The sequence below is a fragment of the Chryseobacterium sp. HNCC26DJ239 genome, assembly GCF_057180445.1.
In genome coordinates this window covers 209975-224901 of the sequence record NZ_JBXUGJ010000001.1, presented here as the reverse complement: position 1 = coordinate 224901, position 14927 = coordinate 209975, and the positions used below count along the sequence as shown (strand labels likewise).

At 34.4% G+C, this 14927-nt stretch carries 13 protein-coding genes; 12 read left to right on the top strand and 1 reads right to left on the bottom strand.

The annotated features are described in order from the left end of the window. Positions 1-8 precede the first annotated feature (8 nt). From AC2A1D_RS01075 to AC2A1D_RS01025, 11 genes are all read left to right on the top strand, one after another. Positions 9-1358, top strand: coding sequence for a sigma-54-dependent transcriptional regulator (locus AC2A1D_RS01075; protein WP_484041818.1), 1350 nt, complete (start codon positions 9-11; stop codon positions 1356-1358). Positions 1359-1719: 361 nt separating this feature from the next. Continuing rightward, positions 1720-1797 (top strand): potassium-transporting ATPase subunit F, encoded by a 78-nt coding sequence (locus AC2A1D_RS01070; protein WP_484042321.1) that lies wholly within the window; start codon positions 1720-1722, stop codon positions 1795-1797. Between the two features lie 56 nt (positions 1798-1853). Beyond that, the gene (gene kdpA, locus AC2A1D_RS01065) at positions 1854-3551 is read left to right on the top strand and encodes a potassium-transporting ATPase subunit KdpA (RefSeq protein WP_484041817.1); all 1698 of its coding nucleotides are present in this window, start codon (positions 1854-1856) and stop codon (positions 3549-3551) included. A 30-nt stretch (positions 3552-3581) separates the two neighbouring features. After that, positions 3582-5642: a potassium-transporting ATPase subunit KdpB gene (kdpB, locus tag AC2A1D_RS01060; protein ID WP_484041816.1), complete on the top strand. Its 2061-nt coding sequence runs from the start codon at positions 3582-3584 to the stop codon at positions 5640-5642. Between the two features lie 18 nt (positions 5643-5660). Next, positions 5661-6221 carry a K(+)-transporting ATPase subunit C gene (locus AC2A1D_RS01055; RefSeq protein ID WP_484041815.1) on the top strand — a complete coding sequence of 187 codons (561 nt, stop codon included), beginning with the start codon at positions 5661-5663 and terminating at the stop codon, positions 6219-6221. 70 nt (positions 6222-6291) lie between these two features. After that, positions 6292-7377 carry a porin gene (locus AC2A1D_RS01050; protein WP_484041814.1) on the top strand — a complete coding sequence of 362 codons (1086 nt, stop codon included), beginning with the start codon at positions 6292-6294 and terminating at the stop codon, positions 7375-7377. Between the two features lie 180 nt (positions 7378-7557). Beyond that, positions 7558-8415: a DUF389 domain-containing protein gene (locus tag AC2A1D_RS01045; RefSeq protein ID WP_484041813.1), complete on the top strand. Its 858-nt coding sequence runs from the start codon at positions 7558-7560 to the stop codon at positions 8413-8415. Between the two features lie 59 nt (positions 8416-8474). Then, positions 8475-9599, top strand: coding sequence for a sensor protein KdpD (locus tag AC2A1D_RS01040; protein WP_484041812.1), 1125 nt, complete (start codon positions 8475-8477; stop codon positions 9597-9599). Positions 9600-9632: 33 nt separating this feature from the next. Further along, positions 9633-11333, top strand: a complete 1701-nt coding sequence (locus AC2A1D_RS01035) for a HAMP domain-containing sensor histidine kinase (RefSeq protein ID WP_484041811.1) — start codon at positions 9633-9635, stop codon at positions 11331-11333. 11 nt (positions 11334-11344) lie between these two features. Beyond that, complete coding sequence (locus AC2A1D_RS01030) at positions 11345-11695, top strand: MmcQ/YjbR family DNA-binding protein (RefSeq protein ID WP_484041810.1); 351 nt, start codon at positions 11345-11347, stop codon at positions 11693-11695. Positions 11696-11775: 80 nt separating this feature from the next. After that, positions 11776-12090, top strand: a complete 315-nt coding sequence (locus AC2A1D_RS01025) for an RDD family protein (protein WP_484041809.1) — start codon at positions 11776-11778, stop codon at positions 12088-12090. Between the two features lie 148 nt (positions 12091-12238). On the opposite strand, the gene AC2A1D_RS01020 is transcribed toward AC2A1D_RS01025, so the two are convergent. Then, the gene (locus AC2A1D_RS01020) at positions 12239-13159 is read right to left on the bottom strand and encodes a bifunctional riboflavin kinase/FAD synthetase (RefSeq protein WP_484041808.1); all 921 of its coding nucleotides are present in this window, start codon (positions 13157-13159) and stop codon (positions 12239-12241) included. Positions 13160-13365: 206 nt separating this feature from the next. Between AC2A1D_RS01020 and atpD the strand changes: the two genes are divergently transcribed. After that, on the top strand, positions 13366-14874 hold the full coding sequence (gene atpD / locus AC2A1D_RS01015) for a F0F1 ATP synthase subunit beta (protein WP_484041807.1): 1509 nt from the start codon (positions 13366-13368) through the stop codon (positions 14872-14874). The last annotated feature ends 53 nt before the right edge of the window (positions 14875-14927 follow it).

The following is a 14927-nucleotide window of genomic DNA, read 5'->3' as shown; positions in this document are numbered from 1 at the left end:
TATCCTTCATGAGTACGATACTCGTTATTGATGACGAAGAAAAAATCAGAACATTACTTTCCCGAATTTTGTCTTTGGAAGGCTTTGAAGTTTTTCAAGCTTCCGATTTATCAAATGCAAGTAAAAGATTAAATCAAACCCCTATAGATGTTGTGCTTTGCGATGTAAAACTTCCAGACGGAAGCGGTGTGGAGTTTGTGAAGAAAATTAAAACGATTCAAAATTCTGCCGAAATTATTTTATTAACAGCTTTCGGAAATATTCCCGATGGAGTTCTTGCTATTAAAAATGGTGCTTTCGATTACATTACGAAAGGAGATGATAATAATCGTATCATTCCGCTTGTTTATAAAGCCATAGAGAAAGTTTCTTTAAACAAGAGAATTCAAAATCTCGAAAAAATGCTCGGGAATAAACATTCTTTTGAATCTGTGATTGGCAATTCTAAAAAAATAACAAACGCTATTGAAGCTGGGCGAAAAGTTGCAACCACCGACGCCACAGTTTTACTTACGGGAGAGACAGGAACTGGAAAGGAAGTTTTTGCACAAGCCATCCATCAAGCAAGTGGCAGAAGTAAGCAAAACTTTATTGCTGTAAATTGTTCTGCATTTAGCAAAGAGCTTTTAGAAAACGAATTGTTTGGTCATAAAGCAGGCGCTTTTACCGGAGCTTTAAAAGAGACTAAAGGTATTTTTGAAGAAGCCAATAACGGAACCGTTTTTCTTGATGAGATTGGTGAAATGCCTTTAGATCTTCAAGCAAAATTGCTTAGAGTTTTGGAATCTGGAGAGTTTCTAAAAGTTGGAGACAATAAAACAACCAAAATAAATGTAAGAATTATTGCGGCAACCAATCGTAATTTAGAAAAAGAAATTGAAGAAGGAAGATTTAGAGAAGATTTGTATTATAGAATTAATATCTTCAATATTCAATTGCCTTCTTTAAGAGATAGAATTTCTGATATTGAAGCTATCGCACAGTTTTTTCTCCATAAATTTTCTTCAAAAATGGGGAAGAAAATTCAGGGAATCAGTTCAGAATATCTTTTGGCATTACAGAATCATTCTTGGAAAGGAAATATTCGAGAACTTAGAAATGTAATCGAAAGGAGTGTAATTCTTACCGACTCGTCTATGTTGGGAAGTGAGTCGCTTCCTTTGGATTTTCAGAACAGCCATTCTTCATCTAATAAAGACAAAACGCTTTCTGCTTTTGAACTTGCTGGTGCCGAAAAAATTCATATTCAAAAAGTTCTCAATTACACCAACGGAAATAAAACCGAAACAGCAAAATTACTGAACATTGGTCTTACAACGCTGTATCGTAAAATCGCAGAATACGGAATTCAGGCTTAAAATTTTTCCAAAACGATAATTATACCCTTTCATTTTGAAAGGGTTTTTTATTGCATTAAATTTTTAAAAATTAAATAATATGTTGTAAAACAATAGTTTAGGTGTTGACTTGCTTTTTTGGTTTCGGTATTGTGAATATTGTGGCATATCAAAACATTACATCATGAAAAACTGGAAAATTCAGGCAGCAAAAATCTTTAGACCATGGCGTCTTTTAATTCTGCTGTACCTCATTATCGTAAGCACGGGAATCATTTTAAAAAACATACTTAATTAATTTATACATGACAATTACTTTAACAATCCTTGGAGCTGCTTTTTACGCAGTGTTTTATTTCACCATTAAAACTTTTGAGAAAATATGACTGCCTTACTAATCGTTGCTCTCGCCGTATTTATTTATATGGGATACGTGCTTGTAAAACCAGAAAAATTCTAAAAAAGTAAAAACTAACATTTTTAATAATTGAACATTCAATTTTAATCAATAAAAAAATGAATACAGAAATTGCAGGAATTATCCTCATGTATCTTCTTGTACTTGCAATCGCATTACCACTTGGAAGATATATCGGAAAAATTTTTACCAATCAGAAAACCTGGCTCGACAGAGTTTTCGATCCAATCGATAAATTATTTTATAAAATAGGAGGTGTAAATCCTCTTATAGAAATGACATGGAAGCAAAATTTAGCAGCATTGCTTATTATAAATTTCGTGTGGTTTCTTATTTCGATGTTTGTTTTAACAAACATGAGTTGGCTTCCGCTAAATCCAGATCATAATCCTTCCATGAGCGGAGATTTGGCTTTTAATACCGCGATCAGTTTTGTAACCAATACCAATTTGCAACATTATTCGGGAGAATCTGGGCTTTCTTATTTAGGGCAACTTACACTTATGCTTTGGCAATTTATTTCTGCAGGATGCGGAATGGCAATTGCAGCGGTTGTATTTATCGCAATGAAAGAGAGAACTACAGAAAAATTAGGTAATTTTTATTTCCTTTTTGTAAGAGCAAGTACGAGAGTTTTATTTCCTATTGCAGTGGTTGTTGCCTCATTATTGGCTTTTAGCGGAACTCCAATGACTTTTGAAGGAAAAGACAGTATCACAAGTTTACAAGGAGATAAAGTAGAGGTAAGTAGAGGTCCTGTCGCAGCTTTTGTAGCCATCAAACAATTAGGAACTAATGGCGGCGGATTTTTCGGACCCAATTCGGCGCATCCACTAGAAAATCCTACCTATTTTAGCAATATTATTGAAACAGTTTCTATTATGCTGATTCCTATTGCTATGGTTTTTGCTTTAGGTTTCGTTTTAAAAAGAAGGAAATTATCTTACACTATTTTTGGAGTAATGACTGTTGGTTTTCTTTTGCTTTTAGTTCCAACGGTTATTAACGAAATGGGCGGTAATCCTGCTATCGAAAAGATGGGCATCACCCAAAATTTAGGAAGTATGGAAGGGAAAGAAGTTCGCTTCGGACCTGCAGCTTCTGCGTATTGGGCAATTAATACCACTGTTACCAGTAACGGTTCTGTAAATACAATGCACGATTCTCTTACGCCTCTTTCTGGCATGAATACGATGCTTGGTATGATGGTGAATGCTTTTTATGGAGGAGTAGGTGTTGGTTTTCTTAATTTCTACATTTTTATCATCCTTGCTGTTTTTATTAGCGGTTTAATGGTAGGAAGAACGCCTGAGTTTTTAGGAAAGAAAATTGAAGCCAGAGAAATGAAAATTGCAATGATTATCGCTTTAATTCATCCTTTTTTAATTCTTACAGGAACAGCAATTTCAAGTTACATGGTCTCATCAAATCCTAATGAATATGGAAGTTGGCTTAATAATCCAGGATTTCATGGTTTTAGTGAAATGTTGTATGAGTTTACTTCTTCAAGTGCCAATAATGGAAGCGGCTTTGAAGGTCTTTCAGATAACAATCCTTTTTGGAATATTGCCTGTGGAATTGTGATGCTTATTGCGAGATATTTGCCAATTATCGGGCCAGTTGCAATTGCAGGAAGTTTAGCGGCAAAAAAATATATCCCTGAAAGTGCTGGAACTTTAAAAACCGACAATTCTACATTTGGTTTAATGGTTTTTGCTGTCATTGCAATTGTCGCGGCGTTATCATTTTTCCCAGCTTTGGCTTTAGGTCCAATCGCAGAATATTTTTCAATGTAAATTTTTTTTACTTATAACAGTTTAATCATAATGAAAGAAAATAATAACAATCTGTTTCAGGCAGATTTAATGAAAGAAGCTTGGAAACAGTCATTCTTAAAATTAAACCCTTCTAAAATGTTTCGTAATCCCGTAATGTTTATGGTTTACATAGGAACGGTAGTAATGGCGGGTGTTTGTATTTGGATTGCTTTGGGAGAAAAAAATCAGGGAAGTTTAGGATACAATATTGTGGTAACCTTTATTCTATTTCTTACTTTGCTATTTGCCAATTTTGCTGAAGCTATCGCAGAAGCAAGGGGAAAAGCACAAGCAGATTCTTTAAGAAAAACCCGCGAAGAAACGCCTGCAAAAAAAGTGAAAGAAGAATTTCTTGCAGTGAAGAACCTTTTAGATTTTACCAATCAGGATTATATATTGGTTACTTCGAATCAATTAAAAAAAGGAGATGTTTTTATTTGCGAGACGGGCGACATTATTCCTTCGGATGGAGAAATTATTGAAGGTTTGGCAACGATAGACGAAAGCGCAATTACAGGCGAAAGTGCGCCGGTTATTCGCGAAGCGGGAGGAGATAAAAGTAGTGTAACAGGAGGAACGAAGGTACTTTCAGATAAAATTAAAGTGAAAGTAACTACAGAACCTGGTGAAAGTTTTTTAGACAAAATGATTGCTTTGGTAGAAGGAGCTTCAAGACAGAAAACACCCAACGAAATTGCACTTACCATTTTGCTTGCCGGTTTTACCTTGGTTTTCATTATCGTAACTATTACTTTGAAACCTTTTGCTGATTATGCAAATACACCTATTACTATCGCAGCATTTATTTCTCTTTTTGTTTGTTTAATACCTACAACGATTGGAGGTTTGCTTTCTGCAATCGGTATTGCGGGAATGGACAGAGCTTTGAGAGCCAATGTGATTACGAAAAGTGGTAAAGCAGTAGAAACTGCGGGAGATGTAGATGTTTTGCTTTTAGACAAAACCGGAACCATTACGATTGGAAACAGAAAAGCAACCGCTTTTTATCCTGCAAATAATGTGGATGAAAATGATTTAATAAAAGCCGCAGTACTTAGTTCGATGTCGGATGAAACGCCGGAAGGAAAATCTATTGTGGAACTTGCGGGTATTCAGCCAAAATCTTTAAGCATTCAGAATCCTGAATTTATACAGTTTACAGCAGAAACCAGATGTTCCGGAGTTAACTTTGAAAATGTAAGAATTAGAAAAGGTGCTACAGATTCAATTAAAAAAATAGTGGTTGAAGCAGGAAATCCTTTCCCAAAAGAATTAGATCTTAAAGTAAAAGAAATTTCTGAAAATGGAGGAACGCCTTTGGTGGTTTCCCAAAATGAAAAAGCTTTGGGGGTAATAGAACTTCAGGATATTATTAAACCCGGTATTCAGGAAAGATTTGAAAGACTTCGCAAAATGGGGATTAAAACTGTGATGGTTACAGGTGATAATCCGTTAACAGCAAAATTCATTGCAGAAAAAGCCGGAGTTGATGATTTTATCGCAGAAGCTAAACCTGAAGATAAGATGAACTACATTAAAAAAGAACAAAACGACGGAAGATTGGTTGCCATGATGGGAGACGGCACCAACGATGCTCCCGCTCTTGCACAAGCCGATGTTGGCGTTGCTATGAACAGCGGAACTCAAGCGGCAAAAGAAGCCGGAAACATGGTAGATCTGGATAATGATCCTACAAAACTAATTGAGGTGGTAGAAATTGGGAAGCAACTTCTCATGACGAGAGGTACGCTTACTACTTTTAGTATTGCCAATGATGTTGCTAAATATTTTGCAATTGTTCCGGCTTTGTTTATTGCTTCGATCCCTGCATTACAAGGTTTAAATATTATGAATCTGCATTCTCCGGAATCTGCAATTCTTTCAGCAGTTATTTTTAATGCGATTATTATCCCGATGTTGATTCCTTTAGCGTTAAAAGGGGTGGCTTATAAACCTCTTGGGGCAAGTGCTTTACTAAGAAGAAATCTTTTAATTTATGGTTTGGGAGGCGTTATCATACCTTTTGTGGGGATTAAATTAATAGATCTTGTCGTTGCTTTATTTATCTAAAATTAAAACTTATTAAAAATGAAAAACCAAATATTATCTGCCATTAGATTAACTCTTTTCTGTGCAGTATTTTTTTCAGGAATTTATACTTTATTTATTTTCGGAATCGCTCAAGCAGCTCCAAACAGCGGGAAAGGAGAAATTATAACCCATAATGGGAAAAAATATTATGCAAATGTTGGGCAGAAATTCGATCAAGATCAATATTTCTGGTCTAGACCTTCTGCAGTAGATTATAATGCGGCAGGAGCAGGAGGAAGCAACAAGGGACCGTCCAACCCAGAATATTTAAAAACCGTGGAAGATAGAATCGCCAATTTCCAAAAACATAATCCGTCAGTAAAAAAAGAAGATATTCCATCAGATTTGGTTACAGCGAGCGGTTCTGGATTAGATCCAAATATTTCTGTTGAAGCAGCGAAAGTTCAAGTGGATAGAATTTCGAAAATAAGAAATGTAGAAGTTGCTCGAGTAAATGAACTCATTAACAATAATATAGAAAAGCCATTTTTAGGATTATTCGGAACAGAAAAAATCAATGTTTTAAAACTAAATATTGCTTTAGACAATTTAAAATAAATCATAAATTTAACCTAGAATTTATACGAAGGAAATTTTTTCTCCCATCGCTATTTTCTAAAAAATAATCATGACAAAAAAAACAATTTTACCAGCATTTTTTATGCTTGGAATTTCAACCTCACTTTTCGCTCAGCAAGAGCCAAGAAAACCTTTACAGATAAGTGGATATGCAGAAGTGTATTATCAGTACGATTTTAATAATCCGGAAAATAATTCAAGACCGGGATTTGTGTACAGCCACAACAGAAATAATGAAGTAAATCTGAATTTAGGTTTTGTGAAAGCCAATTACGAAACAGAAAATGTAAGAGCCAACGTTGCACTCGCCGCCGGAACTTATATGAATGCCAATTACGCCGCAGAAACAGGTGTTTTGAAAAATATTTACGAAGCCAACGTTGGCTTGAAAATTTCCAAAACTAAAAATATTTGGATTGATGCCGGAATTATGCCTTCCCATATTGGTTTTGAAAGCGCCATAAGTAAAGATTGCTTTACGCTTACCAGAAGTATGCTTGCCGATAATTCGCCTTATTTTGAAACCGGAGCAAAAATTTCTTACACCACCAATAACGGAAAATGGTTTCTAAGTGGTTTGGTTTTGAACGGTTGGCAAAGAATTCAGCGAGTAGATGGAAATTCGACGCCCGCTTTTGGACATCAGCTGACTTTTAAACCAAACGAAAAAATTACCCTGAACAGCAGCTCTTTTATCGGAAACGATAAACCAGACAGTTTAAAACAGATGAGGTACTTTCATAATTTGTACGGATGTTTTCAGTTGAGTGATAAATTTGCTTTAATTACAGGTTTCGACATTGGAGCAGAACAAAAATCAAAAGGAAGCAAAAAATACAATACGTGGTATTCTCCTGTTGTGATTGGAAAATATTCTCCTACTTCAAAATTCAGTGTTGCAGGAAGAGTAGAGTATTACAGTGATGAAAATGGAGTGATAATTTCCACAGGAACAACAAACGGTTTCAAAACTTTTGGTTACTCTGTAAATACCGATTATTGGATTCTTCCCAATTTGGTTTGGAGAGTAGAAGCTAAAAATTTGAGTTCAAAAGATGCTATTTTTATTAATAGAGAACAAAATTTTAAAGAAAATGTATTTTCTATGACGACATCTTTAGCGGTAAGTTTTTAAAATAATACCTTACAGAATAAAATAACTCTTGCTCTTTTTTTGAGTAAGAGTTTTTGAAAATTAATGACAAAAATCCGATGAGAAAATTAGAAAATAAAAAGTGTGAAAATTTAAACTGAATTTAGATTTCGTGAAGAAAATACTGCATAATAATTTTTAACTTTCGCTAAATATATTTAGATGAGTAGATTTAAACTTTACCGAAGATATTTGAATCAACAAATTTATGCTGCACGAGAAGAGCATGAAATGGAAACCTACGCAGAAATAAAAGAAGGCGTAATTTTTAAAGGGTTTAATCTTTGGATTTTAGGTTTTGCAATGATTATTGCGTGTATTGGCTTAACAACCAATTCGGTAAGTGCGGTAATTGGCGCCATGTTGATTTCTCCTTTAATGGGGCCAATCATTGGTTTTTCGTTTGGAATGGCAATTAATGATAGAAAACTGAGGGTAGAAGCCATCCGAAATTGGATTAAAATGACCTTGGTAAGTCTTATTGCAGCTACTTTTTTCTTTCTAATAAACCCTTTTGATCATACCACAGATGTTTTAAATTCTTTTCAAAAAGCAACTATTTTTGATATTCTTCTTGCATTTTTTGGCGGAATGGCTGGTTTTATTGGGATTGTGAAGCGTGAAGGTGTAAAAATTATTGCAGGTGTAGCCATTGCAACCGCATGTATGCCACCTTTATGTACTGCGGCGTACGGAATTGCTCATCTCGATTTCACTTATTTTATTGGAGGTTTTTATTTTTATTTCATCAATTGTCTTTTTATTGGTTGGGCAACTTTTCTTCTTTCAAAATACTTTAAGTTTAAAAGTTTGGAAAACCAAAAAAGAAGTCTTAAAAGTATTATTCTTTGGGATACTTTATTGATTTTTACACTTGTACCAGGAATTTATATAGGTTACCAAAAATGGAAGTTGGAAGAAAATACGCCTGTAAAACTTACAGATTCAGAAAAAATTGAAAAGCTGGAACAAAGAATTTTACAGCTTGAGAAAAAAATGAATGCTGAAAAGTCTAAATAAATTTATTTCAAATTTTCAAAAATTCGGGTTTTCACAACAATAAAAACTAAATTTTAAAAATGGCTGAAACCGAAAAATCTGCACAAGATTTTCTTGATTTAATTAAGAAATCACGACGCGGAAAGTTTAAAATATATATAGGGATGAGCGCAGGTGTTGGCAAAACCTACAGAATGCTGCAAGAAGCTCATGCTTTAATCGAAAGCGGAATTGATGTGAAAATCGGTTACGTAGAAACTCACTTTAGAAAAGAAACTCATGCTTTGTTAGACGGGCTTCCGATAATCCCAAGGAGAAAACTTTTTTATAAAGGCAAGGAACTTGAGGAGTTCGATCTTCAAGCGGTTCTGAATCTTCGCCCAGAAGTGGTAATTGTTGATGAGTTGGCTCATACCAATATTGAAGGAAGCAAAAACCAAAAAAGATGGCAAGATGTTTTGGATATTTTGGAGGCTGGAATTAATGTGATTTCGGCAGTGAATATTCAGCATATTGAAAGTTTAAATGAAGAGATTAAAGAAATTACAGGGATTGAAGTTTCGGAACGCATTCCGGATTCGGTGCTTTTTCAAGCAGATGAAGTGGTGAATATCGATTTAACAGCCGATGAACTTATTACCCGTTTAAAAGCTGGGAAAATTTATGATTCAGCAAAAATAAATTCTGCGCTTAACAATTTTTTTCAACCGGAAAATATTTTACAGCTTCGAGAACTGGCTTTAAAAGAGGTGGCTTCACAGGTTACCCGAAAAGTAGAAACTGAGGTAATTTCTCATAAACCTTTAAAGAAAGAAAAATTTCTTGCTTGCATAAGTTCGAACGAGAAAACGGCGAAAAATGTAATTCGGAAAACGGCAAGATTAGCCAATTATTACAACAGCCAGTGGTATTTATTATATGTTCAAATTCCTAAAGAAAGTGTAGACAAAATAGCATTGGATAAACAAAGATTTTTAATTAATAACTTTAAACTCGCTACAGAATTGGGTGCAGAAATTATTAAAATTGAATCTTCAAAAATTGCACAAACTATCATTGAGCAATGTGAGGAACGTAAAATTTCTACGGTCTGTATTGGAAAGCCTCACCTAAATTTATGGAAGGTAATTCTTGCAACAGATACCTTCAATACTTTGCTCAATAAACTTTCTCAGGAAAACATCGATTTGGTTATTTTAAGCTGAAAAGATGAGGTAAATTTAGATAGAACTTTTAGAATGAAAATTAAAACTAAACTTAATATAGGAGTCGGGCTTCTTTTTGTAATGATCTTGCTTTTGGCGGTTATTAGCGGTTGGTACATCAATCAGCTCAAAAAAGAAACAGGCAATATTCTCGAAGCCAATTACAATACGTTGGAATATTCACGAAATATGCTTTTGGCTTTGGAAGAAATCAATTCGGATTCTTTGGCTTTTGGTGTTTTTGAAAAACATCTTTCTAAACAGCAAAAAAATGTTACAGAACCAGGTGAAAGAGAAGTTACCGATAAAATTACCTCTCATTTTTCTGCCTTAAAAAATCATAGAGATGAGGTTCAGCTTCAGTCTAAAATTAGAAAAGATATTTCTGAACTTATGCAACTGAACATGAATGCCATTCAGCAAAAAAGTAGAATTGCTGAAGACACAGCAAAACAGGCAATTTTTGTGATTTCGGTTTCTGGGACACTTTGTTTTTTAATTGCTTTTATTTTGTTGGTGAATCTTCCCGCCAATATTGCAGATCCTATAAAAGCACTTACGGAGAGTATTCGCCAAATTGCCAATCAAAATTATCGTGAAAGACTACATTTCGATAGCAATAGCGAGTTTGGAGATCTTTCGCATTCCTTTAATGTAATGGCTGAAAAACTGCAAGAATATTCAGAATCTAAGCTTGAAAAAATCTTAAAAGGCAAAAAAAGAATTGAAACGCTCATAGATAATATGAACGATCCCGTTATTGGCGTAGATGAAAACAATCGTGTACTTTTCGTAAACGATGAAGCTCTGAAAATTGCAAATCTTACGCGCGAAAGTTTTGTGGGAAAACAAATTCAAGAAGTTGCGGTAAATAATGATTTGATTAGAAATATTATTAAAGACGACGTAGAAAACCCAATGAAGATTTATGCGAACGGTAAAGAAAGTTATTTCGAAAAAGAAACGATAGATATTAACATCATTCCAACGGGTGAAAATGAAACCCAGTTTATTGGAAAAGTATTAATGTTAAGGAATATTACACCGTTTAAAGAGCTCGATCTTGCAAAAACTAATTTTATGGGAACTGTTTCTCATGAGTTTAAAACTCCAATTTCTTCCATAAAAATGGGCGTAGATTTGTTGCAAAACGAAAAAATAGGAAATCTAAATGCAGAGCAAAGTAATTTAATTAATGGTATAAAAGATGACGCCAACAGATTATTGAAAATTACCGGCGAACTGTTGAATATTACACAAGTGGAGAGTGGTTCTGTAAAATTGAATATTAAATCTTCTGATGTTTTAGAAATTGTACAATATGCTTTAGAAGCCAATAAGTCTTTGGCTGAGCAGAAAAATATTACCATAAAAACCAATATCGATTCTAATGTTACAACAGTATTTGCCGATTCCGAAAAAACATCGTGGGTATTGAATAACCTTTTGTCGAATGCAATTCGATATTCTTATGAGAATTCACAAATCTTGATTTCTGTGGTAAAAGAATCTGATGCCGTCGTTTTTTCAGTGGAAGATCATGGACAAGGAATCGCGCCGGAATATATTGAAAAAGTTTTTGACCGATATTTTAGAATTCCCGGAAGTAAAAAAGAGGGAACAGGTTTAGGTTTAAGCATCAGTAAAGAGTTTATCGAGAGCCAAAACGGAAAAATTTCAGTAGAAAGTGAATTTGGAAAGGGTTCTGTATTTAGATTTTCTTTACTTTCGTAAAAAAAAACACGATGGATGCCAACGAAATTTTAGACTATTGTTTAGCTAAAAAAGGAGTTAAGGAAAGTTTTCCTTTCGATAATGAAACACTCGTTTTAAAAGTAGGAACAAAAATCTTTCTTTTAATGGCGCTCGAAAAGCAACCTTTATCTATAAACGTAAAAACAGATCCGGAATGGAGTCTCGAACTTCGTGAAATACATCCACAAATAACCGGCGCTTATCACATGAACAAAACCCACTGGAATTCGGTTTCGGTAGATGGTTTAAAAAGAGACTTAATTTTAAAAATGATAGACCAATCTTATGATTTGGTTTTTAAATCTTTAACGAAGAAAGCGCAAAGTGAAATTATTTTATGAAAAAAATATCAGAATTAACGGTAAAGAAGGAAGTATCGCGAATAAAATTTGATGAAAATAGAAATTGATATAGGGAAAATTTGGTTTTTGATGTAAGATATAATCGTACTGAGGAAGATGTTGAAAGCAGGAGAACTCAAGCCAAGATTATAGATGTCTTAATTGGTTTTGTTTTAAGCTTCATTATACTTGTGTTAATTGCTTTAATTACTAAAACGTATAATCCATATTGGTTAGATGTTTTAGCAATGTCTATTATCATCGTTGTTGTAATGAATTCACTTTTAGAGCATTTTTTTGGAAAATCTATTGGAAAGTTTTATAGGAAAATAAGAGTGATAAACGATGAGGCGCAAAATCCAACATTGTACAATCTTTTAAAAGAAATTTTCTAACACTTGTACATGTTTTAAGTGGCTTCAGATATAAACCTGTGTACGCTTTGGAACCATTGCCTTTAAGAAGAAACCAGCATAATGCAATGTGTAAGACTTATGTTATTAATGAAAATAAGTTAGAGGAAATTAAAAATTTATTGATTGACTAAAACTCAAACGCCTCCGTGAGTCTTTTATCCTCATCTAATCTTTCGATTAATTTTTCTAAACCTTCAAATTTTATCTCTTCGTGAAGAAAATCTCTGAATTTTACGGTAATGTCTTCATCATAAATATCTTCAGAGAAATCTAGGATGTAAACTTCAACCGTAAGTTTTTCGCCATTTACGGTAGGGTTGGTTCCTACGCTTAGCATTCCTTTATATTGTTTATTTTTCACAAAAACTTCTACAATATAAGCGCCTTTTTTAGGAAGAAGTTTAATAGATTCTGTTTCTATATTTGCAGTTGGATAGCCAATTGTTCTTCCAATTTTTTTTCCGTGAGCAACGGTTCCCGAAACAGAGTAGGAGTAACCCAACATTTCGTTCGCTTCCACAATATGTCCTTCTAATAAAGCATTTCTTACTTTGGTAGAACTGATATTGTTTTCATGAATATTGATGGCTTCCATTTGTTCTACCTCAAAATCTAATTCTTTAGAAAGTTTTTTCAGCAATTCAAAATTTCCGCTTTTATTTTTCCCGAAAACATGGTCGTAACCTACAATAAGATATTTTACGTTGAGTTTTTCTACCAATATTTGTCGTACAAATTCTTCGCCGGTAAGGTTTCTAAATTCTTCGTCAAATTCTTTTAAGAAAAGATTTTCAATTCCGTATTTATCCATTAATACTTTTTTTTCTTCTAAAGTATTAAGGAGTTTTAAATCTTCATTAGGGTTAAAAACAAAGCGCGGATGCGGCCAGAAAGTGAGAATTGCTGTTTCCAGATTTTTTTCAGAACCAATCTTAATAAGCTCATTGATAATACTTTTATGACCGAGATGTACTCCATCAAACATTCCTAAAGACAATGCCAAAGGCTTTTCTGAATGATAATCGCTAAAATTTCTGAAAACTTTCAACCTGAAAAATTTTTGACTGCAAATATAAGTATAATGTAACAATGTAACAATGCAATAACGTACCAATGTTTTTCATTTCCAAATGATTGGTAAACTGCTAAACTGGGACATTGGTAAATTAGTAAAAAAGTATGATAAAAATCTTTTTTTTAGCAATTGCGTGTTTATGAAGAATCATTATATTTGCACCAAGAAAAAATTTAGCAATGGCAAACCAAATAAACGGTAAAATTTCTCAAATTATTGGTCCGGTAATCGACGTTGTTTTTACTAACGTAGAGGCTATTCCTAGCATTTATGATGCTTTGGAGATTACTAAGGAAAACGGTGAAAAAGTAGTATTAGAAGTAGAACAGCATATTGGTGAAGATACAGTAAGATGTATCGCGATGGATGCAGCTGATGGTCTTAAGAGAGGTCAGGATGTAATCGGGTATGGAAAACCAATCACAATGCCAATTGGCGAAGCTGTAAACGGAAGACTTTTCAACGTTGTAGGTGATGCTATTGACGGAATTCAGGAAATTTCTAAAGAAGGTGGTCTTCCAATTCACAGACCAGCTCCAAAGTTTGATCAACTTTCAACTTCTGCAGAAGTTTTATTTACAGGTATTAAAGTAATCGACTTAGTTGAGCCTTACGCAAAAGGAGGTAAAATTGGATTGTTCGGTGGTGCTGGTGTAGGTAAAACTGTATTGATTCAGGAGTTAATTAACAATATTGCAAAAGGACACGGTGGTCTTTCTGTTTTTGCCGGTGTAGGTGAAAGAACGAGAGAAGGAAATGACCTTTTGAGAGAGATGTTAGAGTCAGGTATTATTAAATATGGTGACGATTTCATGCACTCTATGGAAAACGGAGGTTGGGATCTTTCTAAAGTAGATTTAGAAGTTATGAAAGACTCTAAAGCAGCATTCGTTTTCGGACAGATGAACGAGCCACCTGGAGCAAGAGCAAGAGTAGCACTTTCTGGTCTTACTTTAGCTGAGTACTACAGAGACGGTGGTGAGACAGGACAAGGTAGAGACGTACTTTTCTTCGTAGATAATATCTTCCGTTTTACACAGGCTGGTTCTGAGGTATCTGCACTTTTAGGTCGTATGCCTTCTGCGGTAGGTTACCAACCAACTCTAGCTTCTGAAATGGGGGCGATGCAGGAAAGAATTACTTCAACTAAAAATGGTTCAATTACTTCAGTACAAGCGGTTTACGTACCTGCGGATGACTTAACTGACCCTGCTCCTGCAACAACGTTTGCTCACTTGGATGCAACTACAGTACTAGATAGAAAAATTGCTTCATTAGGTATTTATCCAGCGGTAGATCCATTGGCTTCTACGTCAAGAATCTTGGCTCCAGAAATTATTGGTGATGAGCATTACAACTGTGCACAAAGAGTAAAAGAAATTCTTCAAAGATATAAAGCGTTGCAAGATATTATCGCAATCCTTGGTATGGAAGAACTTTCTGAAGAAGATAAATCTGTTGTTTACCGTGCAAGAAAAGTTCAGAGATTCTTATCTCAGCCTTTCCACGTAGCAGAGCAGTTTACAGGTATTCCAGGATCTTTAGTAGACATTAAAGATACAATCAAAGGATTCAACATGATTATGGATGGTGAATTAGATCACTTACCAGAAGCAGCTTTCAACTTGAAAGGAACTATCGAAGAAGCTATCGAAGCTGGAGAAAAAATGTTAGCGGATAACGCATAATTTGCTAATTGCTGATAGCCAATAGCTATTAGCCAAAAGCCAAAAGCAATTAC